The sequence below is a fragment of the Synechococcus sp. B60.1 genome (assembly GCF_047462555.1).
In the GTDB taxonomy this organism is placed as follows: domain Bacteria; phylum Cyanobacteriota; class Cyanobacteriia; order Thermostichales; family Thermostichaceae; genus Thermostichus.
In genome coordinates this window covers 23,018-41,942 of record NZ_JANSJN010000003.1, presented here as the reverse complement: position 1 = coordinate 41,942, position 18,925 = coordinate 23,018, and the positions used below count along the sequence as shown (strand labels likewise).

At 60.1% G+C, this 18,925-nt stretch carries 20 protein-coding genes and 1 tRNA gene; 12 read left to right on the top strand and 9 right to left on the bottom strand.

Annotation, left to right across the window (positions count from 1 at the left end; all coding sequences use genetic code 11):
• The first annotated feature begins 4 nt into the window (after window positions 1–4).
• On the top strand, window positions 5–1,999 hold the full coding sequence (locus NW863_RS00825; protein WP_414363878.1) for a primary-amine oxidase: 1,995 nt from the start codon (window positions 5–7) through the stop codon (window positions 1,997–1,999).
• A gap of 16 nt (window positions 2,000–2,015) precedes the next feature.
• Here the strand turns inward: NW863_RS00825 and gatC are convergent, their stop codons facing one another.
• The 3 genes from gatC to NW863_RS00810 all read right to left on the bottom strand — a co-directional run bounded on the left by gatC (window position 2,016) and on the right by NW863_RS00810 (window position 3,304).
• Window positions 2,016–2,309 carry an Asp-tRNA(Asn)/Glu-tRNA(Gln) amidotransferase subunit GatC gene (gatC, locus tag NW863_RS00820; RefSeq protein ID WP_414363871.1) on the bottom strand — a complete coding sequence of 98 codons (294 nt, stop codon included), beginning with the start codon at window positions 2,307–2,309 and terminating at the stop codon, window positions 2,016–2,018.
• Between the two features lie 90 nt (window positions 2,310–2,399).
• Window positions 2,400–2,921, bottom strand: a complete 522-nt coding sequence (locus NW863_RS00815; RefSeq protein ID WP_011430196.1) for a photosystem I assembly protein Ycf3 — start codon at window positions 2,919–2,921, stop codon at window positions 2,400–2,402.
• Window positions 2,922–2,998: 77 nt separating this feature from the next.
• Window positions 2,999–3,304, bottom strand: a complete 306-nt coding sequence (locus tag NW863_RS00810; RefSeq protein ID WP_414363870.1) for a chlororespiratory reduction protein 7 — start codon at window positions 3,302–3,304, stop codon at window positions 2,999–3,001.
• 122 nt (window positions 3,305–3,426) lie between these two features.
• Between NW863_RS00810 and trpS the strand changes: the two genes are divergently transcribed.
• Entirely contained in the window at window positions 3,427–4,422 is a 996-nt protein-coding gene (trpS, locus tag NW863_RS00805) for a tryptophan--tRNA ligase (RefSeq protein WP_414363869.1), read from the top strand.
• A gap of 12 nt (window positions 4,423–4,434) precedes the next feature.
• Here the strand turns inward: trpS and NW863_RS00800 are convergent, their stop codons facing one another.
• Window positions 4,435–5,436: a DMT family transporter gene (locus tag NW863_RS00800; protein WP_414363868.1), complete on the bottom strand. Its 1,002-nt coding sequence runs from the start codon at window positions 5,434–5,436 to the stop codon at window positions 4,435–4,437.
• Window positions 5,437–5,535: 99 nt separating this feature from the next.
• Between NW863_RS00800 and truB the strand changes: the two genes are divergently transcribed.
• Window positions 5,536–6,435, top strand: a complete 900-nt coding sequence (gene truB, locus NW863_RS00795) for a tRNA pseudouridine(55) synthase TruB (protein WP_414363867.1) — start codon at window positions 5,536–5,538, stop codon at window positions 6,433–6,435.
• Between the two features lie 225 nt (window positions 6,436–6,660).
• Window positions 6,661–7,164, top strand: coding sequence for an allophycocyanin subunit beta (gene apcB / locus NW863_RS00790; protein ID WP_414363866.1), 504 nt, complete (start codon window positions 6,661–6,663; stop codon window positions 7,162–7,164).
• A 1-nt stretch (window position 7,165) separates the two neighbouring features.
• Here the strand turns inward: apcB and NW863_RS00785 are convergent, their stop codons facing one another.
• Window positions 7,166–7,843 carry a TIGR03943 family putative permease subunit gene (locus NW863_RS00785; protein WP_414363865.1) on the bottom strand — a complete coding sequence of 226 codons (678 nt, stop codon included), beginning with the start codon at window positions 7,841–7,843 and terminating at the stop codon, window positions 7,166–7,168.
• A 908-nt stretch (window positions 7,844–8,751) separates the two neighbouring features.
• Between NW863_RS00785 and NW863_RS00780 the strand changes: the two genes are divergently transcribed.
• The 5 genes from NW863_RS00780 (at window position 8,752) to NW863_RS00760 (ending at window position 12,993) form a co-directional block, all read left to right on the top strand.
• Window positions 8,752–9,753, top strand: a complete 1,002-nt coding sequence (locus NW863_RS00780) for a zinc-dependent alcohol dehydrogenase family protein (protein WP_414363864.1) — start codon at window positions 8,752–8,754, stop codon at window positions 9,751–9,753.
• A 35-nt stretch (window positions 9,754–9,788) separates the two neighbouring features.
• Window positions 9,789–10,358, top strand: coding sequence for a hypothetical protein (locus tag NW863_RS00775; RefSeq protein ID WP_414363863.1), 570 nt, complete (start codon window positions 9,789–9,791; stop codon window positions 10,356–10,358).
• 55 nt (window positions 10,359–10,413) lie between these two features.
• The gene (locus NW863_RS00770; RefSeq protein WP_414363877.1) at window positions 10,414–11,985 is read left to right on the top strand and encodes an AAA family ATPase; all 1,572 of its coding nucleotides are present in this window, start codon (window positions 10,414–10,416) and stop codon (window positions 11,983–11,985) included.
• Between the two features lie 221 nt (window positions 11,986–12,206).
• Window positions 12,207–12,860, top strand: a complete 654-nt coding sequence (locus NW863_RS00765) for a Crp/Fnr family transcriptional regulator (protein WP_414363876.1) — start codon at window positions 12,207–12,209, stop codon at window positions 12,858–12,860.
• A gap of 60 nt (window positions 12,861–12,920) precedes the next feature.
• Window positions 12,921–12,993, top strand: a tRNA-Phe gene (locus NW863_RS00760).
• A 114-nt stretch (window positions 12,994–13,107) separates the two neighbouring features.
• Here the strand turns inward: NW863_RS00760 and NW863_RS00755 are convergent.
• Complete coding sequence (locus tag NW863_RS00755; protein ID WP_414363862.1) at window positions 13,108–14,193, bottom strand: ABC transporter permease; 1,086 nt, start codon at window positions 14,191–14,193, stop codon at window positions 13,108–13,110.
• Window positions 14,163–14,969: an ABC transporter ATP-binding protein gene (locus tag NW863_RS00750; RefSeq protein WP_414363861.1), complete on the bottom strand. Its 807-nt coding sequence runs from the start codon at window positions 14,967–14,969 to the stop codon at window positions 14,163–14,165. Before NW863_RS00750 ends, NW863_RS00755 begins: the two co-directional genes overlap by 31 nt.
• 553 nt (window positions 14,970–15,522) lie before the next feature.
• Between NW863_RS00750 and argJ the strand changes: the two genes are divergently transcribed.
• A complete protein-coding gene (argJ, locus tag NW863_RS00745) occupies window positions 15,523–16,743 on the top strand; it encodes a bifunctional glutamate N-acetyltransferase/amino-acid acetyltransferase ArgJ (protein ID WP_414363860.1) in 1,221 nt (406 codons plus the stop codon).
• 23 nt (window positions 16,744–16,766) lie between these two features.
• Here the strand turns inward: argJ and psbH are convergent, their stop codons facing one another.
• The gene (gene psbH / locus NW863_RS00740) at window positions 16,767–16,970 is read right to left on the bottom strand and encodes a photosystem II reaction center phosphoprotein PsbH (RefSeq protein ID WP_011430181.1); all 204 of its coding nucleotides are present in this window, start codon (window positions 16,968–16,970) and stop codon (window positions 16,767–16,769) included.
• A gap of 190 nt (window positions 16,971–17,160) precedes the next feature.
• Here psbH and psbN point away from each other — a divergent pair, with 190 nt between their 5' ends.
• Window positions 17,161–17,292 carry a photosystem II reaction center protein PsbN gene (gene psbN, locus NW863_RS00735; protein ID WP_414363859.1) on the top strand — a complete coding sequence of 44 codons (132 nt, stop codon included), beginning with the start codon at window positions 17,161–17,163 and terminating at the stop codon, window positions 17,290–17,292.
• A gap of 26 nt (window positions 17,293–17,318) precedes the next feature.
• The gene (dapF, locus tag NW863_RS00730) at window positions 17,319–18,188 is read left to right on the top strand and encodes a diaminopimelate epimerase (protein ID WP_414363858.1); all 870 of its coding nucleotides are present in this window, start codon (window positions 17,319–17,321) and stop codon (window positions 18,186–18,188) included.
• Between the two features lie 6 nt (window positions 18,189–18,194).
• Here dapF and NW863_RS00725 read toward each other — a convergent pair whose 3' ends face one another.
• On the bottom strand, window positions 18,195–18,836 hold the full coding sequence (locus NW863_RS00725; RefSeq protein ID WP_414363857.1) for a hypothetical protein: 642 nt from the start codon (window positions 18,834–18,836) through the stop codon (window positions 18,195–18,197).
• Window positions 18,837–18,925 lie beyond the last annotated feature (89 nt).

The following is an 18,925-nucleotide window of genomic DNA, read 5'->3' as shown; positions in this document are numbered from 1 at the left end:
TTCTGTGATTTGTGAACTTCCTCGCAGTCCTCAGCCTGCTCTGCAGGAGCAGGAGCGACCGCTTTCTGCCACAACCGCGGCTGTCCGGCCCGAATGGCCAAGCCACCCCCTGGATCCCTTGAATGGCGAAGAAATCCGGCAAGTGGTCAAAATCCTGCGTCAGGAGCGCCCTCTTGCTTCCCGCTGCCGCTTTGTCACCATCCAACTGCAGGAGCCGGAGCGGCCCTGGATGGAAGCTTGGCAACCGGGCCAACCCTGGGATCGGCAGGCGTTTGTGGTGCTGTTGGATCCCGCCGAGGGCAGCACCTACGAGGCGGTGGTCTCCCTCTCTCGGCAGCAGGTGTGCTCTTGGCAGCTCGTCCCCGGCGTGCAGCCGCCCCTTTTGGACGATGAGGTCTACGCCTGTGACCGCTTGCTCAAGGAGGATCCCCAATTTCTGGCCGCCCTGCAGCGGCGGGGCATTGCCGATGTGGAGCGGGTGATGGTGGACTACTGGACGGTGGGCTACTTTGGGATCCCGGAAGAAGAGGGGCGGCGGCTGGTGCGGGGTCTGTGTTTCCTGCGCACTTCCCCTTACGACAATGGCTATGCCCGTCCCCTCGAAGGCCTCTACCCCTGGATTGACCTCAACCAAATGCAGGTGATCAAGGTGGAGGATCGCGGCCCCTGGCCTCTGCCCCCGGAAGATGGCAATTTTGACGAGATCTTCTTCAAAGAGTTTCGCCGAGATTTGAAGCCTTTGGAAATTACTCAGCCCCAAGGGGTGAGCTTCCAAGTAGAAGGCCACCACATCCGCTGGCAGAAGTGGGATCTGCGCATCAGCTTTAACCCCCGCGAGGGGCTGGTGCTGCATCAGGTGAGCTATGAGGATCAGGGCCGCCTTCGCCCCATCCTCTATCGGGCTTCGGTAGCCGAGATGGTGGTGCCCTACGGGGATCCACGGGATCCCCACTGTCGCAAGAACGCCTTTGACGTGGGGGAATACGGCATCGGCATGCAGGCCAATTCCCTGCGCCTGGGCTGCGACTGCCTGGGGGAGATCTACTACTTCGATGCCTGGCTGCCCAGCAACAGCGGTGAGCCCATGCTCCTCAAAAACGCCATCTGCATGCACGAGGAGGACTTTGGCGTGCTCTGGAAGCACACCGACTGGCGCACGGAGCGAGCTCAGGTGCGGCGCTCGCGGCGGCTGGTGCTCTCTTTCTTTACCACCATCGGCAACTACGACTACGGCTTTTTCTGGTACTTCTACCAGGACGGCACGCTGGAGTTCGAGGCCAAGCTCACCGGCATCATCAACACCTGCGCCACCCTGCCGGGGGAGGAACCGGAGTTTGGCGTCTTGGTAGCGCCCCAATTGTCTGGCCTCAACCACCAGCACTTTTTTACCGTGCGCCTGGACATGGCGGTGGATGGGCCGGGCAACTCCCTCTACGAAGTCCATGCCGAGCCGCTGCCCTTGGGGCCGGATAACCCCTACGGCAACGCCTTCCGCGCCCGCTCCACCTTGTTGAGCACTGAGCAGGAAGCCAAGCAAACGGTGGATCCCTTGCGGGGGCGCTACTGGAAGATTGTCAACCCCAACCGCCACAACCGCCTGGGGCAGCCGGTGGCCTACAAGTTGCTCCCAGGAGAGAATGTCCGGTTCCTGGCCCACCCCGACTCCTGGCTGTATCGACGGGCAGGGTATTTGGCCCACCACCTCTGGGCCACGCCCTATCATCCTGGCGAGAAGTTCCCGGCGGGGGACTACCCCAACCAACACCCCGGTGGGGAAGGGCTGGTGAAATGGACACAAGCCAACCGATCCCTAGAAAATACCCGCCTGGTGCTCTGGTACAGCTTTGGCTGCAACCACTTCCCCCGCACCGAAGACTGGCCGGTGATGCCGGTTAGCTACATTGGCTTTCTGCTCAAGCCGTTGGGCTTCTTTGAGTGCAACCCGGCTTTGGATGTGCCCCCTCCCCCGCCGAAGAGCAAAAGCTGTTGTGGCTCGTAGCCGCACTGCAAGGTGGCTAGTCTTCCTCCTCGAGGATGCGAGGCACCTTGAAGAACATGTCAGCGCGGTCGGGGGCGTTGGCCAGGATCCCTTCAATGTCGGGGTAGGGCTCCACTTCATCGGGGCGAGTGGGCAACTCCATGTCCAACACGTGAAAGGTGGGCTCTACCCCTTCTGTATCCAGCTCTTTCAGTTGTTCCACATAGGCCAGGATGTCTGCCAGTTGTTGGGTGAACTGGATTTCTTCCTCCTCGGTTAGCTCCAGCCGCGCGAGGTGGGCGACGTGTCGTACTTCCTCGCGTTTCAGCATCTTCCCCTCCTGCCGGCAGGTTACCGGGTTACTCAGCTAGCTTTTAATTGTCTAACCAGTCTAGCTAAACTCAGGCACTTGGGAGAAAGCTCAATACAGCTCCAGGTTGGCGCGTCCCGTGGTCTTGAGCCAGTTTTGCGCCTCGATATAGTTGTTGGGCGCAATGCGAATGGCCCGGATCCAGTATTGAGCTGCCTCATCGAACAGGGCCTCTGCTGTCTCCTCGTCCCCGGCCTGCAGGCTCTGCTCGCCCTTGTGGTGCAGCAAGACGGCAATGTTATTTAGGGCAGAACAGAGGCGGGGATTCAGCTCCAGGGCCTGGTGGTAGTACTCCAGGGCTTTGTCCAGTTCGCCATTGCTCTGGTAGATCAGGCCCATGTTGTAGAGGATGTAGCTGCGGTCTTCGTCGTCTTGCTCCAGGGCCAGGGCTTCTCGGTAGTTTTCTAAGGCCTCGGCATATTCTCCCTCGCTCTGGGCCGCCATGCCGTCCCGGTAGTAGGCAAAGGCCTTCTTCTGTTCAGGACTCACCCCCGGCATCAGCTTCAGGATCAGGTCAGCCATGACGGTGAAGGTTTTGTCGATGAAGTTGTCGTTCTTCATGCTGCGCGGCATGATTGACCCCCTTAGAGCGCAGGACTGGGTATCTCTTCTTTGCGTTGTAGCATGCCTGTGGGATCCCGAGCGTGGCCTTAAGCCGGATGCTGGCCTGGGCGAGAAGAAGCTGAGGGGCGCTTGCGCAGGCGTACAGGGTGCCACTGCACGGTTTCGCCGGGAGAGACCTCCACCTCACAGGCTGTGTCGATAAGCCGCTGCGCCTGGGCTTGAGGGGTGGGGTAGCGGGCCAGATCTGCATCCACCAGGTGGGGATACTCCTGCAGCAGTTGCACAAGGAACTCCTGCAATTCCTCAGGGGTGAGAAATTGCTCCGGCAGGCCTGGGATCAGCAGCACGTAGTGGTTGGCAGCACGCAGCAGTTCTGGCTCCGGGTCTGCCATGGTTTCGGGTTGGTGTCTTTCTTCCCTCATAAACCAACGGGTTGCAGCTCTCTTGATATCCTGAACAAAGACTTTCTGGGTTCTCGTCCCCCCTCTTATTGGCGTTTGAGATTGCTTTTCCTATGTCCAAGCCCCGCACGCTTTCTGGAATCCAGCCCTCCGGCGAGTTGCACCTGGGCAATTACCTGGGGGCCATTAAAAACTGGGTGGCCGAGCAGGAGCACTACGAGAACTTCTTTTGCATTGTGGATCAACATGCCATTACTGTGCCCCAGGATCCCAAGCTGCTGAGGGAGCGCACCCGTTCTCTGTTTGCCCTCTACCTGGCCTGTGGCCTTAGCCTGGAGCACTGTGTGCTGTTTGTGCAGTCCCACGTGCCCGCCCACACAGAGCTGGCCTGGCTGTTCACCACCATTACCCCCATGAACTGGGCGGAACGCATGATCCAATACAAAGAAAAAAAAGAGAAACAGGGGGAGGAGACCAGCGTTGGCCTGTTCAGCTACCCGATTTTGCAGGCGGCGGATATTCTCCTCTACCAGCCCAAGTATGTGCCGGTAGGGGAGGATCAGCGGCAGCATATTGAGCTGTGTCGGGATATTGCCCGCCGCTTTAACGACCGCTTTGGCGAGGTGTTTGTGATCCCAGAGGCCCTGATTCGCCCGCAGGGGGCGCGGATCATGAGCTTGACCGATGGCACCCGCAAAATGTCTAAGTCGGATCCCTCGGATTTCAGCCGCATTCACCTGCTAGACGACCCCGACACGATCCGCAAGAAGATCCAAAAATGTAAGACCGACTCGATTCGGGGCATCACCTTCGACGACCCGGCACGCCCGGAGGCCCACAATTTGCTGACGATCTACATGCTCACCTCCGGCAAAAGCAAGGAGGAGGTGGCGGCTGAGTGCGCTGAGATGGGGTGGGGACAGTTCAAACCCCTCCTCGCCGACAGCATTATCGCCACCCTAGAGCCCATTCAGCAGCGCTACCGAGAGCTCTGGAGCAACCCAGACTATCTGCTGGCGCTGATCCGGGAAAATGCCGCCAAGGCTCGCGCTGTTGCCGAGCCAACGCTGCAAAGGGTGCGGGAGGCGATGGGGTTCCTGCCCCCCTAGGAGAAGGCTCCCTTAGTCGGGCCGGCCATCGCGGATCTCGACGGTGCTGAACTCCAGGCCCAGCTCCGAGAGGATCCCTGGCCAGGCCAAGCGCAGGCGCTCCTGCCACTCCTGCCGGTGGTTGATGACATACACGCAGACCAGGGTAATGCCCACTCCCACCCACTGCAGCCGGGTCAGGGTCTCGCCCAGGAAGGTGCTGCCGAAGAGAAGGGCAAAGATGGGGGTGAGAAACGTGAGGGAGCTGAATTCGGTGAGGTTTTCCTGGGAGGCGAAATAGAAGAAGAGGGCGTAGGCCACGGCGCTCCCCAACACGGAGGCATAGAGCAGGCCCAGCCAGTGGGCGCCGCTCAGGTGCTGCCATTGCTCGCTTTCTGTTAGCGCCGAGAGCAGGATCAAGGGCAGGCTGCCCAACACCATGTGCCAGCCCGTCGCCAACACCGGATCGGCCACCTCCGCCACCTTGGGCATCATCACGGTGCCGATGGCCATCGACAGGGAAGCCAGCAACATCCAGACGACGCCAGCCCCCACCTGCAGGGATCCTTCCCCGCCGAGGCCGATAAGGCCAATGCCGACCACACCCAGCCCCAGACTCAGCCAGCCCAGGGATCCCATCCGCTCGCGGTAAAACCAGTTGGCCATCAAAGCCACCGCCAGCGGCTGCGAGTCGATCAGTACGGATCCCAGCCCGGCGCCGGTCTCTCTCAACCCTTGCGCCAAAAATCCCTGAAAACAGGTGCCGTCCACCAGGGCGAAGGCCAGGACCCACAGCCACCCTCGCCGCCCCTGGGGATGCCAGGGCTGAGATGCCTCAGAGGCCCGCCCTTGCCAAAGCCGAAAGGCCAAAACCAGGATCCCGGCTGGCAACAGCCGCAGAATGGCAATGAAGAGAGGAGTGGTCTCGGAGAGGGCATCCCGCATTGCCACCATCGCCGAGCCCCACAGGAAAAAAGGGGCGATCATCAACAGGCGTTGCCAGATAGGCTGAGGGAATAGGCCAGATTGCGCCATAGGTGCTTCAAGCTCGCAGACAGAAATTAACCCTATGTTAAGCGCTGCGGCAGTTCGGTTACAAATCTTAATTTTAATTACTGATGGGTGATGCGCAGCATGGGATCCCTGGAGGGCTTTCTCAACCTGGATAAACCAGCAGGGCTCACCTCCCACGACTGTGTGGCGGTGGTGCGGCGGGTCTTGCGCACGCGCCAGGTGGGGCATGGTGGCACCTTGGATCCGGCGGCAACGGGAGTTCTGCCCATTGCCGTAGGGCGGGCGACGCGCTTTTTGGCCTTTCTGCCGGGGGATAAGGTCTATCGGGCAACCTTCCGCTTTGGGCAGCGCAGCGACACCGACGATGCCGAGGGGCAGATCCAGGTGGGATCCCCTTGTCCGGAGCTGAGCCGCGAGCAGGTGGAGGAATGTCTGCAGGAGTTTGTCGGCGAGATTGAGCAGGTGCCGCCTCTTTACAGCGCCATCAAGCGGCAGGGGAAAAAGCTCTATGAGCTGGCCCGGGCCGGGGCAAAGGCAGCAGAACTGGGGCTGGAGCCGCGGCGGGTGGTGATTCGGCACCTGCAGATCCTGGGCTGGCGCCCTGGCGAGTTCCCGGAAGTGGATCTGGAGATTGCCTGTGGCCCTGGCACCTACATCCGCGCCCTCGCCCGCGACCTGGGAGAGAAATTGGGCTGCGGAGGCTTGATGAGCCGCCTGCGACGGTTGCAAAGTGGCCCCTTTCGCATCCAAGAGAGCCTGCCCCTGGAGCAGTGGCAGGGATCCGCCGATCCCGCCGCCGCCCTGCTGCCGATTGAGTGGGGATTTCGCGGTTGGGACTCAGTATCCTTGTCTCCGGCTGAGGCGCAGCGCTGGCAACAAGGTCAGGCCATTCCCCTGGATCCTGCTCAGGCCACTGCCGAGACTCTGCGGGTGAAGAGCCAACAAGGAGCGTTCTTAGGGTTGGGACACTGCCAAGGCAGGCTGCTCAGGCCACTGCGGGTGCTGCTGCCGGATCCCTAGAGCGTTGCAGAAAGGTTACATTTTCGTAACAACATCTGCCATTGTCTCAGGAGAAGGCAGGAAAGAACCCCCCGCATGCTAAACTTCTGGGGGCAAGTGGGGAGCTTGGAGCGCTGCCGGTGTTGGGCTTTGGCTCGATTTTCCAAGGCTGGCCTTTGGACGTTGCCGGCAAAATTCTCATCTCAAGCTACTTTTACATAGAGTTACAGGAACGGAGTTGGGGATATGCGGGATGCCGTAACCACACTGATCAAAACCTACGACCTGACAGGCCGCTACCTGGATCGGAATGCCATGGACGCGCTCAAGGCCTTTTACGATTCGGGTCTGCGGCGCATCAAGGCCGTGAAGGTGATTAACCTCAACTCGGTGGACATTGTCAAGACGGCTGCCGCGGCTATGTTTGCCCAGGTGCCAGATCTGATCCGTCCGGGTGGCAACGCCTACACCACCCGCCGCTACGCCACCTGTTTGCGGGATATGGACTACTTCCTGCGCTACGCTTCCTACGCCCTGGTGGCTGCTGATACCAGCATCTTGGACGAGCGCGTCCTGGCTGGCCTGCGGGAAACCTACAACTCCCTGGGGGTGCCGATTGCTCCGACGGTGATCGGGATCCAGAACATGAAGCAGCGCACCCTGGAGCTGCTCGGCTCCGACGAGGATTACAGCTTTGTGGCCGAGCCCTTCGATTACATGAGCGCTAAACTCAGCGAAACCGACATCTAACCTACTCGTCGGCGTAGGGATTGGCCGGCACCGGCATTGGTTCCACCTGCTCGGCCAGGATTACCAACTGAGGCTGGCCATCCCGTTGCTCCACGGCCATTCGTCCTTCCAGACGCAGCCAACTGTCCGGAGCCAGCTCCTCCGAGCGGAACCAGCGCACTGGCAAGCCGACCGGGTAGGCATCGGCAGCGCAGCAACTCACCAAAAAGCGAGCGATGACAAAGTGGTCAGGTTGCTCGTCAGGAACGACGAACCCCTGCACCCGCACCGGCTGGCCCTCATAGGTATAGGGATCTGGGTAGACATCCAGGGTGCGCACCCAGTCCAGCAGGGTGCGCTGGCGTGGGTCAATCTTGGGACGAAAAGCCTGCGGCTGGCTGCGAGAGGCACCCAGATAGGGAGATACCCCCCGGTTGAGGGCCGTCTGGCTGGAGAGGGGACGGGGCTCGACCCAAAACCCCAGCAGCGCCGTCAGGATCAAGAGCGCCGCCCCCAGGCGCGGCCCCAACAGGGAGACATGGCTTTCCGAGGGCGCGACTTTGGCCCCCCGCCACCGGCTAATCCCCAGGCCCAGTAGGCACAGGCCGGCCAGCAGAGCCACGTTTACGTAGGCGGGGTTAATCAACAGCGGCAGGGTGCCCCGCCAGCGGTAGACGATGAGCAGGCTCCCCAAGAGCATTAACCCAGCAGCATCCCAATAGGCTGGGTTACCCCAGCAGAGCCAGGAGGCCGATCCAAGGCCACCTCTGTTTACTTTTGACCGCGCCTTGCCGCCGAGAGAGCCAGAACCACCTACGGGCATGGGCTAGCGCTTGCCTCCACAACTCCGAAGCTTATTGACACTCCCACCGCCTAAAGGTGGGGAATTCTTACGCCGTTCAACAACGAACTCGTAAAGACGCTGTCAAGACACCTCTAGACAGTTCCTTGAGGCAAAGCTCCAAGGTTCTGCTTGCTTTTCTGTTCGCGTCAACGGGATGGAGTCCTTGCAGGTTGGCTGAGACGTTGTCATCTCCCAGCCACTTGCCACCGGTTGGGTTTCTCACCGTGATTAGGTGCTCGCCTGGGAACGGTACGCCTTCTCGGCAAGTATACTCAACTATACTACTGACGAGCACCTAAAGTTGCTTACGGGCGCGGGGCTAGCAAGCTATCCTTCTGGGCAATGTAAGGGATCCCTGCCTTCCCAGGCGCGGTTCTCTTGGCTTATGCTAGTGAACAACTCCCGACACTCATCTTCGTTGAGTCAACACAACATGGCTTACGCCACGCTGCGCCAACCGATAGCGTATGGGCTTCACGCTTCCCAGACTTGTGTATACAGAGGTCTCAGCGTGCTGCTATCATGCAACCCACGGCGGGAAACTCTCCAGAGATTTAACTTGTTTTGCTCAATTGTAGGACGAACGGCTTTCATCCCGACACGGATTGGCTCTTGAGTCAACACAATTCACCAATACGATGCGGGGCTTCCCGCCGATTAAGCTAACCATTGTTCAGAGACCCCCTTGCCGGTGTATCCTCGGTAGCGCAGTGGCAAGTGCGGGGCAGCAGGTCGAGCCAAACCAAGCCTGAACACCTGAGAAGATGAAAGCCATCCTCATGAGCGTGCCCGGGGGGCCGGAGGTTTTGCAGCTTCAGGAGGTGCCCGACCCTGAGATCCGCGGCGAGCGGGAGCTACGTGTCCGCCTTAGGGCCGCCGGCGTCAACCCCATCGACACCAAGCTGCGGCGGCGAGGCACCTTCTACCCCGAAGAGATGCCGGCCATTTTGGGATGTGATGGTGCCGGCGTTGTAGAAGCCGTAGGATCTGGGGTCAGGCAGTTTCAAGTTGGAGACGAAGTTTACTTCTGCCACGGCGGCCTGGGCAGGCAGGCGGGGAACTACGCCGAGCTGATCGTGGTCGATGAGCGCTTTGTCGCTCCCAAGCCCAAGTCCCTCAGCTTTGCCGAGGCTGCCGCTGCCCCCCTGGTGCTGATCACCGCTTGGGAAGCCCTCTACGACCGGGGACGGTTGCAGGCTGGCCAAAAGGTGCTTATCCACGCCGGGGCAGGGGGTGTCGGCCATGTGGCCATCCAACTGGCCCGTCTGCGGGGATGCCAAGTGGCTACCACTGTGAGCACGCCGGAAAAGGCCGAGTTTGTCCGTTCCCTGGGAGCCAGCTTGCCCATCTTCTATCGCCAGACCAACTTTGTGCGAGCCGTTCTGGATTGGACGGAGGAGGAGGGAGTGGATCTTGCTCTCGATACCCTTGGCGGCCCAGTGCTGGAGCAGACCTTCCCTGCCGTGCGCGTGTACGGCGATCTCGTGACCCTGCTGGCGCCAGCCCCAGAGACCGATTGGCGGGTGGCCCGCGACCGCAACTTGCGAGTGAGCTTTGAGCTGATGCTCACCCCGATGCTGAAGAACCTTATCGTTGCCCGGCAAAACCAGGCGGAGATCCTCCGGCAGTGCGCCCGCCTCATTGACCAAGGCCAACTGCACATCCGGCTCAGCCACACCTTTCCCCTGGCCGAAGCGGCTGCCGCTCACCGGCTGCTGGAACAGGGATCCGTTTTGGGCAAAATTGCCTTAACCATCTCCGACTAGGCATGCTGGAGGAGGCCCTGCCCGGATCCGAGTCTATGGCCACTCCTCTCACCCCTCACCTGTTGGAGAACGAGAGTTTCTACGAGAATGCCCTCTGCTGGCTAGGGCGACCGCAGACGGCCTATCGGCTGCTGAGCGAAGCGGTTTTTCCGGCCATCTCCTCTTGGGTGCGGGGAGAGGTGGACAGCTACTCCTTCAATCACTGGCAACCGGAGGACGTGCGCACCTTTCTCTACCCGGTGGTGGTTCTGGGAGACCAGGAGACCCTTGTTCTCGCCAGCGAGGCCCTGCTCCTCTGCGGCAGCGGCAACTACTACAACCCCTGTGACTTGGCCATTGTGGTCTTCGTGCAGCAGCCCCAAGAGCTGTTCAGCCAACTGATGCAACGCATCCGCCGCGCCGAAGCCATCATCACCCGCGGACCGGAGGTGCGCATGCTCTCTGAACAGGTGAGCCTGGCCAAACGGGGGCGAGACTACATCAACACGAAGTATCTGGTCTGGCCCTACGCCCTTTCTGCTGCCGCTCAAGATACTTTGGTCAAACAGGGGATTAGCGTTATCCGTCTTTCACCGCAAGCGGCCGCCCTGCCCTTGGGAGACTAAGCTGAGGGCAATTTGGAGGAAAATGGGGATCCCTGACTTTTCCGTCTCCATCTTTATGGCCGATGCCCACCTGCCGCCGCTAATCCAAGCGATGTTGGAGCCGGGGTTTTACCCCCATCCGGTGCGGGAGCCGATTCAGCTCGTCCAAACCCACATTTCCTACGTTTTCTTGACAGGGGACTACGCCTATAAGGTGAAGAAGCCTCTGGATTTTGGCTTTTTGAATTTCACCACCCTGGAGCGGCGACGCCACTTTTGTCAAGAAGAGCTGCGCCTGAACCAGCGCGGCGCGCCGGGGCTTTATCTACAGGTGTTGCCCATTGTGCGTGCCAAGGGCCGGTTTCAGCTTGACGGCAGTGGCGAGCCCGTGGAGTACACCCTCAAAATGCGGCAGTTTCCCCAAGAGCAACTCTTCAGCAACCTCCTCGAGCGGGGGGAGCTGACCCCAGCCTTGATGGAGGAGCTAGGGCGGGCGGTGGCGGCCTTTCACGCCCAGGCGGAGACCAACGACTACATTCGCAGCTTTGGCCGGCCAGAGCGGGTGCGGGAGGCCTTCGACGAGAATTACGCCCAAACCCAGCGCTACATCGGCGGCCCTCAGACGGTTGATCAATATCGGGAGACGCAAGCCTACACGGATCGCTTTTTTGCCGAGCGGCAGGAGCTGTTTTACCAGAGGATGGCCCAAGACCGCATCCGCGAAGGCCACGGGGATCTACATCTTGGCAACCTCTGTTGGTGGGAAGGCCAGATCTTGCTGTTTGATTGCATTGAGTTCAACGAGGCCTTCCGCTTTGTGGATACGATGTACGACGTCTCCTATGCGGTGATGGATTTGGACGCTCGCCACCGCCCCGATCTGGGCAATGCCTATTTGAACACCTATCTGGAAGAAACGGGTGACTGGGAAGGACTAAAGATCTTGCCCATTTACCTCAATCGCCAGGCCTATGTGCGGGCCAAGGTCACCTCTTTTTTGCTGGACGATCCTGCCGCCTCGGAAGCTTCCAAAGCCAATGCCTTCCACACTGCCGCCCGCTACTACCGCCTGGCCTGGGAATACACCCTTCCCAAACAGGGGCAGTTGTTTTTGATGGCTGGCCTGTCGGGAGCAGGCAAAAGTACGGTGGCCCGCTACCTGGCCCGCCAGCGGGGGGCCATCCACATTCGCTCCGACGCCGTGCGCAAGCACTTGGCCGGGATCCCTCTGCGGCAGCGGGGGGGGCCAGAGGTGTATACGCCCGAGATGACCGACAAGACTTATCGCCGCCTGGTGCAGTTGGGAGTGGAGTTGGCCCGGGAAGGTTACAGCGTGATTCTGGACGCCAAGTTTGACCGGCAAGCGCTGCGGGGCATGGCGATTGAACAGGCCCAACAGTGCGGGATCCCGTTGCGCATCCTCTACTGCCATGCTCCTGAACCTGTCCTCCGAGAGCGCCTACAACGGCGAACACTCCCTTCATCGGGCCCGGGTGAGCTGCTGAACGTCGCCGACATTGCCGATGCCACCGCCGATCTCCTTGCCCAGCAGCAGGCGCAGTGGCAGGACTTTTCCGAGGGGGAGCGGCGTTTTCTACAGGTTTTGGATACCAGCCAAGATTGGCAAGCGCAACTGCAGCGGAGCTAGGTCTCGACTCCAACTGACCAACCTCGGGAGAATGGTTACCAGCAAAGTGCATTCTGCCGTTTCCAGGTTAGAGGCTGGCCGCAGCCCCTGTTAAACAGGGATCCGGATCCCAGGCGGCGGTCAGGTGAAGAGTTTTTCTCTGGGAAGAGAGTTGGGCAAGAATCGAGGCGGTGCAGGAGGAGCCAAGGGTGAGCGAGGTAAGGGCTGAAGATTTACGCCTGATGTTTCTGTTTGAAGGCTTTTCCCCTGAAGTGCTAGAGCCGCTGGCTCGCCAGATGTCGCTGCGCTCCCACCCTGTTAACCAGGCCATCCTGTTACAGAACGACTGGGGCAACGCCGTCTATTTCATCCTAGAGGGTTGGGTCAAGATTCGCACTCACGATCTGGAGGGCCGGGAGGTTACCCTCACCATTCTTGGCCCAGGGGAGATCTTCGGGGAAATGGCCGCCTTGGACGAGGCGCCCCGCTCCAGCGATGTGATTGCCCTGACAGCCACCAAGGTCTGCTGTCTGTCGGCCCAGAACTTTCTGGCTCTTTTGGCTGCCGATGCGCAGGTTGCCATCCGCCTTGCCCAGCTCATGTCGCGACGTTTACGGCAGATCAACCGTCGCCTGCAATTGCGGGAGGCCAGCAGCGTCGCTCGCGTCGCCGATATCCTGCTCTTCTTGGCGGAGTCGCGGGGGTGGGTCGGTCGCAAGGGGGTAGAAATCCCCAATTTGCCCCATCGGGAGCTGAGCAGCTTGAGTGGCCTTGCCCGGGAAACGGTTACCCGCGTCCTTGCCAAGCTGGAGCAGGAGGACCTGATCCGCCGGGATCGGCAGCGGGACATCCTCTGTATCCCCCAGATGGATGCCCTGGAAAAGCTAATTGGCTAAAGTGAGGGTCGGCACCCGTTGCCAAAAGCCCTCTCGGCATCCTAAAATAATGGTTCCAGAGCCGGGATAGCTCAGTTGGTAGAGCAGAGGACTGAAAATCCTCGTGTCACCAGTTCGAGTCTGGTTCCTGGCATCTGCCAATAACAGGTCAAGATGGGCTCAGGTCTGCAACCTGAGCCTTTTTGTTGCCGGGAATTCCCAGTTTTTGCCTTTTGCGAAACCGCTTCTGCCGGCTCTATGGCAAAAATCAGTTCTCGCGGCGCACAGCGCTCTCGTGCCATCTGCCCAATATCTTGTCTGACAAAGCGCTCAAAGCCACAAAGATCAGGATCCCTAGGCCGGTAACCAGCACCAAGGCGGCAAACATGCGAGGCACCTGCAAATTAAAGCTAGAGATCAAGATTTGGTAGGCGATCCCGGCCCGTTGCCCACCGGTGCCGGCGACGAACTCCGCCACCACGGCCCCGATCAAAGAAAGGCCACCGCTAATGCGCAGGCCCCCCAGAAAATAGGGCAGAGCACTGGGCAGACGCAAGTAGATCAAGGTTTGCCAGCGATTGGCCTTGTACAGTTGAAACAGGTTGAGCAGGTTGTGATCGACACTGTTTAATCCCAGGGTGGTGTTGGAGATAATTGGGAAAAAGGCGACAATCCAAGCGCAAACCACCATTGCAGCAAACGTATTGTTGCGCAGCCAGATGATGATCAGCGGCGCGATGGAAACAATGGGCGTTGTTTGCAAAATCACCGCATAGGGAAAGAGGCTGCGCTCAATCCATTTGCTCTGGGCAAACAAAATCGCCAACAAAAGCCCTGAGACCGTGGCCAAAAGGAACGCCACCACCGTAATTTGCAGGGTGATCAAAAGGGAAGGAAAAAGGGATCCCCAGTCTCGCACCAGGGTTTGCACCACCAAAATCGGCCCCGGCAATAGATAGGGGGGCACCCCCGTTAGCCGCACAGCCACTTCCCAGCCCACCAGAAAAAGGATCCCGACGATCCCAGGGGCAATCACATCCAGGTTGAACCACTTGCGCAGATCCCATCCTTGCCCGGAGGTCGGCGGCGCAGAGCCAGACACCTTAGCCGCATCAGTGGGTTGGGGCCTGAGTTTTTCTTCCACCGCGCTGTTCAGTCGCGGCAGATCGCTATCCAGCCAGGGCCCAGAGGAGCGCTCCGGTGTGCCAAGCAGGGATCCCAGCCGGTGAGACAGCCAATCGAGAAGGAAACTGAAAGGACTTAGCATGGTGGAGGGGGAATCAAGGGCTCTAAGACCAGGAATGCCGCCAAAGGGGGATCCCGTCAGCGCAGCCGTCCGGCAGAGAGGGGGCACAGGTAGGGATCCTGATCCGTGTCGCGCATGGCCTCCCGCAAACGGGTCGCGACCTCCCGGCAATAGTCGTTGTAAAGGGGCGAGGTGCGAAACTCTTCCGAGCGGGGGTAGGGTGCCTCAATGGGGATATCCGCCACCACCCGCCCAGGGCGGGCTGCCATCACCACCACGCGGTTGGACAGATAGACAGCCTCGTAAATGTTGTGGGTAACAAAAATCACCGTCCAGCGCTTCTCCTGCCACAACTCGAGCAGTTCGCTGTTCAGCTTGCTGCGGGTAATCTCGTCCAAGGCGCCGAAGGGCTCGTCCATGAGCAGCACCTGGGGTTTGGTTACCAAGGCGCGGGCAATGGAAACCCGCATGCGCATACCGCCGGACAGCTCGCGGGGAAAACTGCGCTCAAACCCCCGCAGGCCCACCAGGTGGAGGGCTTCCAGAACCTCTCGTTCGGCTTTGGGCTGGGGCTCACCAGCCAACTTCAGAGGTAGGCGCACGTTGTCCATCACCGTTGCCCAGGGCATGAGGGCCGGCTCCTGAAACACAAAGGCCAATTTGGGTTGCCCCTGGGAGGTGTTTTGCCCCCATTCGATAGATCCCGTGGTTAGGTGGCCCAACCCAGCAATCAGCCGCAGCACCGTGCTTTTCCCGCAGCCAGAGGGCCCCACCAAGCTGACGAACTGCCCTTCCTGGATGGCCATGTTCATGTCTTGCAAAGCCACCGTGCCATTGGAATAGACCTTGCTGACATGGTTAAGGGTAATGACAGAGGCAGACATGGCTCGTGGTTCCCAGACCAGAAGACAAAGGGATCCCTTCTCCATCCAGAAAGAGAAGGACGCTCAGTACCATTAAAAAACACAGAGGGATAGCTGGGTAGCCCTGGACTTGAGGGCGGGACGGAAAATCCCGTCAGCAACTTTAGTTGCTCATCAATGGTATGGTTGCTACCAAGGTGGTACTGTTCCCAGGCGAGCCCCTAAAACGGTGAAAAACTCAGCCAGTGGCAAGCGTCCGGGAGAGACTAACATCTCAGCCAACCTGCAAGGACTCCGTCCCGCTGACGCGAACAGAAAAGCAAGCAGAACCTTGGAGCTTTGCCTCAAGGAACTGTCTAGAGGTGTCTTGACAGCGTCTTTACGAGTTCGTTGTTGAACGGCGTAAGAATTCCCCACCTTTAGGCGGTGGGAGGGTCAACCCCCGCCCTCCCTCAGATGTGGTTTCCAGAGAGTTTCTTGGGCAAAACTTGCCAGTTGCCAGCCCTGACCCTGAACCCCGGTCTGAGCGGCAAGCCGGTATGATAATGCCGATCACCCCTTAGCCCCAGAATCTATGGGATCCCAATTTAAACGGGTTGCAGGCGCCGTTACCGCCCCACGAGGGTTCCGCGCTGCTGGCGTGGCTGCCGGCCTCAAGCCCTCTGGAGCTGCCGATCTGGCTTTGATCGTCTCTGACTGCAATGCAGTGGGAGCTGGCGTTTTCACTACCAACCAGGTCAAGGCCGCTTGTGTTACCTATAACCAAAGGATCCTCGCCCAAGGGCAACCGGTGCGGGCCATCCTTTGCAACGCCGGCCAAGCCAACGCCTGTACAGGAGAAGAAGGGGAGCGCAACAACACCCAACTGGCTCTCTGGGTAGGAGAACGGCTGGGGATCCCGGCCCAACAGGTGCTCACTGCCTCGACAGGGGTGATCGGGCGGCAATTGGAAATGGCCAAAATCGAGGCAGCCCTGCCCCGCCTGATCGACAGCCTCTCGCCCACAGGAGGAGAGAGCGCCGCCCGCGCCATCCTCACCACTGACCTGGTAACCAAGAGTACAGCCCTAGAGGCCGAGATCGACGGCTACACCATCCGGGTGGGAGGCATTGCCAAGGGATCCGGCATGATCCACCCCAACTTGGCGACGATGCTGGCTTTCTTGACCTGCGACGCGGCTGTAGATCCCCACCTGTGGCAGCAGCTCCTCCAGCAGGCTGCCGACCTCAGCTTTAACCAAATCACCGTGGACGGGGATACTAGCACCAATGACATGGTACTGGCCCTGGCCAATGGCCAAAGCGGGATCCCCCCCCTGCAGGCCAGCACGGAAGCGGCCCAGACTCTGGCGGAGATGGTCGTTCAGGTCTGCATTGACCTGGCCAAGGCCATTGCCCGCGATGGGGAAGGGGCCACCAAGCTGCTGGAGATCCGGGTGCAGGGAGCTCCCAACGATAGGTCGGCCCGGCAGATGGCCCGCGTGATCGCCAGCTCTCCCCTGGTGAAGGCAGCAGTTTTTGGCAATGATCCCAACTGGGGACGAGTGGCCGCCGCTGCTGGGCGGTCTGGGATCCCCTTTGACAGCCGTCGCTTGGAGGTTCGCCTGGGGGATTTTCTGCTGTTGCAGGGGGGAATGCCTTTGGCTTTTGATCGCCAGGCAGCCTCCGAGTACCTAAAGAAAGGAGACCCAGTAGTCTTCACCGTGGATCTCCACCAGGGATCTGGCCAGGGCGTTGCCTGGGGCTGCGATCTCAGCTACGACTACGTACGCATCAACGCCGAGTACACCACCTAGACAGCCCGCGGCAGCCAGAAGAACTAGAAGCTGAGGCTCTCCCAGGAGACGTTGATGTCTTCCAGGAGCAGCGACTTGTTGTAGATCTGCAGGATGATCAGCAAAAAGATGCCAAACAGCACCATAAAGACCGCCATCAGAGGTGTGGTGCCCCAGCCAGGGGCCACCTTGCCGTATTCCGAGTTGAGGGGACGCAGCAGATCGCCCAGTTTGGTACGAATAGCCATAGGTTCTCGCGCTAGGTCAAAGAGAGGACAGGTTTACCCAGTCGGAGGTCAGCACGGCGGCAGATCCCAGCCAGACAGCCTCCTTTTAAAATCACGCTAACAGAATCTGGTCACTTCCCTTTGCCGCCGGCAATGAATTGTAAACTTGTGTAATATGTAGGGAGATTCTCTCAGAATTGAAGAGTTAGCTATGGAATCCACCCTTTCGCTGGTTGTGGCCATTGCGGCGACAACCATCTGCATCACCGCCTTTGCCATCTACACGGCCTTTGGCCCCCCTGCCAAAAACTTGCAGGATCCCTACGAGATGCACGAGGATTGAAGCCGGTCGTTTTGCGGTTCCAGTGCATGCCTGCTCGGTTACCCTCTCGTCTCCCCTTCCACAAATACCAAGGCCTGGGGAACGACTTCATCTTGGTGGACAACCGCCACCAGTCCCAGCCCTGTCTGACTCCAGAAGAGGCCGTTGCCCTGTGCAACCGCCGCTTTGGCGTGGGGGCAGATGGGGTTATCTTCCTGCTGCCGGGGCAGGTGGGGGCCGATTTCAGCATGCGCCTGTTCAACAGCGACGGCTCGGAGGCGGAAATGTGCGGCAACGGGATCCGCTGTTTGGCCCGCTTTTTACAGGATCTGGGGATCCCCGCTCAGGATGGTGCCTACCAGATCCACACCTTGGCGGGGCGGATTGTGCCGCGGGTGCAGCCCGATGGCCTGGTGACAGTGGACATGGGGATCCCTCGCCTGTTGGCCCAGCAGATTCCCACCACGCTGGCCGGGCCAGAGGAGAAGGTGATTCGGCAACCGCTCCCAGTGGCCGGGCGGGAGTGGCCGGTGACGGCGGTGAGCATGGGCAACCCCCATTGCGTGGTCTTTCTCGAGGAGGAGGGATCCCTGGAAGAGCTGGATCTGGAAAGGGTAGGCCCCCTGTTTGAGCATCACCCCGCCTTTCCGGAGCGCACCAACACCGAATTCGTGCAGGTGCTCAGCCCTAACCGCCTGCGGCTGCGGGTTTGGGAGCGAGGGGCAGGGGCGACGCTGGCCTGTGGAACAGGGGCTTGTGCCGCCCTAGTAGCTGCCGTCTTGGAAGAGCGGGCCAAGCCCCAAGCCACGGTAGAGCTGCCGGGAGGCAGCCTGGAGGTTCGCTGGGATCTTGACACCCAACACGTGTGGATGACAGGGCCAGCCCTGCCCGTTTTCAGCGGCACCACCGCCGATTGAGAGGTCTCAGGATCCCAGCCCCAGCAGGAGAAGAGCCAGCAGGGTGAGAATCCCATAGGCAGTGCTCCAACCCTGCCGCCAGATCAACGCCACTGCCAGGCCCAACAAGACCAGCCCCAGCCCCAGGCCGAGGCGTAGGAACAGAGGATGAACCCACTGGTTGAGGGAGCGTTTGAGCCAGGGGAAGATCACCCCCAAGCCGAAGGCCAACGCCACTGGGATCCAGTCGATCCCGCTCGTCCGCTCCCAGCCCAGCAGGTAGAGGCCACCCAGGCAAAGGCCCAAGCCAAAAAGCAGCACCCGCATGGTGGGATAGTCTTGCCGGTAGCTGGAGGCGCGGCTCCAAGCTCCCTCCGGCCTGCTCAGGGTCAACGGCTCAACCACAAAGCTTTCACTCCACTCCGGCGCTGCTTCAGTTTGACCACGGCACCAGAGGTAGACGTTGACTTTGCGCAACCCCTGCAGCAGTGAGGCCTCGACAGCGCTGCGCACCACCTCCATCACCTGCAGCGTGTCCACCACATCGCCGGGCAGCCGTTCCAGCAGCACATTCAGCACCTGACCCTTCAGCTCGGCGCGGCCAAACAGCCGCAGATCGGCTAGCTTGTAGTCGAGGATTTGGTTTAAGGTCTTGAGCTGGTGGCGCATGGATCCCGGCACCCAGCCGTTTTAAGGTTGTCCATAGCTCTGCTAAACCAGTTTAGCGGTTGGGAAGAGGCAGGGGAAAAGCGGGATCC

Bases quoted from the DNA above. Each gene is read 5' to 3' on its own strand.
- gatC (WP_414363871.1), bottom strand. From the start codon at position 2,309: ATGCTGAAACGCGAGGAAGTACGACACGTCGCCCACCTCGCGCGGCTG.
- NW863_RS00815 (WP_011430196.1), bottom strand. From the start codon at position 2,921: ATGCCGCGCAGCATGAAGAACGACAACTTCATCGACAAAACCTTCACC.
- NW863_RS00810 (WP_414363870.1), bottom strand. From the start codon at position 3,304: ATGGCAGACCCGGAGCCAGAACTGCTGCGTGCTGCCAACCACTACGTG.
- trpS (WP_414363869.1), top strand. From the start codon at position 3,427: ATGTCCAAGCCCCGCACGCTTTCTGGAATCCAGCCCTCCGGCGAGTTG.
- NW863_RS00800 (WP_414363868.1), bottom strand. From the start codon at position 5,436: ATGGCGCAATCTGGCCTATTCCCTCAGCCTATCTGGCAACGCCTGTTG.
- truB (WP_414363867.1), top strand. From the start codon at position 5,536: ATGGGATCCCTGGAGGGCTTTCTCAACCTGGATAAACCAGCAGGGCTC.
- apcB (WP_414363866.1), top strand. From the start codon at position 6,661: ATGCGGGATGCCGTAACCACACTGATCAAAACCTACGACCTGACAGGC.
- NW863_RS00785 (WP_414363865.1), bottom strand. From the start codon at position 7,843: ATGCTCTTGGGGAGCCTGCTCATCGTCTACCGCTGGCGGGGCACCCTG.
- NW863_RS00780 (WP_414363864.1), top strand. From the start codon at position 8,752: ATGAAAGCCATCCTCATGAGCGTGCCCGGGGGGCCGGAGGTTTTGCAG.
- NW863_RS00775 (WP_414363863.1), top strand. From the start codon at position 9,789: ATGGCCACTCCTCTCACCCCTCACCTGTTGGAGAACGAGAGTTTCTAC.
- NW863_RS00770 (WP_414363877.1), top strand. From the start codon at position 10,414: ATGGCCGATGCCCACCTGCCGCCGCTAATCCAAGCGATGTTGGAGCCG.
- NW863_RS00765 (WP_414363876.1), top strand. From the start codon at position 12,207: ATGTTTCTGTTTGAAGGCTTTTCCCCTGAAGTGCTAGAGCCGCTGGCT.
- NW863_RS00750 (WP_414363861.1), bottom strand. From the start codon at position 14,969: ATGTCTGCCTCTGTCATTACCCTTAACCATGTCAGCAAGGTCTATTCC.
- argJ (WP_414363860.1), top strand. From the start codon at position 15,523: ATGGGATCCCAATTTAAACGGGTTGCAGGCGCCGTTACCGCCCCACGA.
- psbH (WP_011430181.1), bottom strand. From the start codon at position 16,970: ATGGCTATTCGTACCAAACTGGGCGATCTGCTGCGTCCCCTCAACTCG.
- psbN (WP_414363859.1), top strand. From the start codon at position 17,161: ATGGAATCCACCCTTTCGCTGGTTGTGGCCATTGCGGCGACAACCATC.
- dapF (WP_414363858.1), top strand. From the start codon at position 17,319: ATGCCTGCTCGGTTACCCTCTCGTCTCCCCTTCCACAAATACCAAGGC.
- NW863_RS00725 (WP_414363857.1), bottom strand. From the start codon at position 18,836: ATGCGCCACCAGCTCAAGACCTTAAACCAAATCCTCGACTACAAGCTA.